The 1,146-nt window shown below is 70.3% G+C and carries 1 protein-coding gene; it reads right to left on the bottom strand.

All coding sequences use genetic code 11. The features are described 5' to 3' along the window. Nucleotides 1-125 precede the first annotated feature (125 nt). A partial coding sequence (gene nagA / locus C2847_RS12115) for an N-acetylglucosamine-6-phosphate deacetylase (protein ID WP_105318573.1) occupies nucleotides 126-1,146 on the bottom strand: 1,021 nt, incomplete at its 5' end.

The following is a 1,146-nucleotide window of genomic DNA, read 5'->3' as shown; positions in this document are numbered from 1 at the left end:
GCTGGTGAAGCGGCTGGCGAGGGCCGCGTAAGGTGAGGTGGGAGACTTTTACGACAGCCTCTTAGCTCCTCCACCCCCCCTCTTTTCTCTAAAAAGGCTTGATCCCCTCTTCCAACTCTCGAAAGTCAGCTTCCGTTTCCTCTGGGGGGCGCGTGTCCAGGGCCAGCCGTTTGCGGCCTCCCACCCAGGAAAACCCCCTGCACCCGGAGCTCCTGGTCCAAGACCACCAGGTCCGCCCGCTTGCCCGGGGCGACCTCCCCCCGGTCGGAAAGGCCTAGGTAGCGGGCGGGGAGCGCGGTAAGCCGCCTGGCCGCCTCCTCCAGGGGCACCCCCCAGGCCACCAGGTTCCGGAGGGCCCCGTCCAGGGTTAAGGTGCTTCCCGCCAGGGACTCCCCCAGCCATACCCCTTCCCCCCGCTTCTCCACCCGGTGGGCCCCTAAGGGGTACTCTCCCTCCGGCATCCCCGCGGCGGCCACCGCGTCGGTGACGAAGTAGAGGCCGGGGATGCTCTTCAGGGCCAGCTTGAGGGCGGCGGGGTGGACATGGAGCCCATCGGGAATGATCTCCGCCCAAGCCCCCCGCTCCAGGGCCAGGCCCACCACCCCCGGCTCCCGGTGGTGGAGGCCGGCCATGGCGTTGTAGAGGTGGGTGAAGCCGGAGGCCCCGGCTTCCAGGGCGGCCAGGGCCTCCCGGTAGGTGGCGGCGGTGTGTCCCAGCTGCACCCGCACCCCCTTTGCCACCAGGAAGCGCACCAGGTCCAAAGCCCCCGGAAGCTCGGGGGCCAGGGTGAGGACCCGGACCGGGGCTAAGGAGAGGAGCCAGCCGGCCACCTCTGGGTCCGGGAGGAGGGGGAAGGGGGGCTGGGCCCCGAGGCGCTGGGGGGAGAGGAAGGGGCCTTCCAGGTGGACGCCGAGGAGGACTTCTCCCAGGGGGCTTGCCAGGGTCTTTTGCACCCCCTTGAGGGCCTGTTCCAGCTGGGGGAGGGGTGCGGTGACGGTGGTGGCGAGGAGGCCGGTGGTGCCGTGGGCGAGGTGGAAGCGGAGGGTGGCTTCTACTCCCTCGTTGCCGGCCATGACCTCATGGCCACCTCCGCCGTGGACGTGGAGGTCCAGGAAGCCAGGGAGGAGGTAGGGGCCTTCCACGGGG

The organism is Thermus tenuipuniceus, assembly GCF_002964845.1.
In the GTDB taxonomy this organism is placed as follows: domain Bacteria; phylum Deinococcota; class Deinococci; order Deinococcales; family Thermaceae; genus Thermus; species Thermus tenuipuniceus.
Note: the sequence above shows the minus strand (reverse complement) of the source record. Positions and strands in the feature narration are given on the sequence as shown.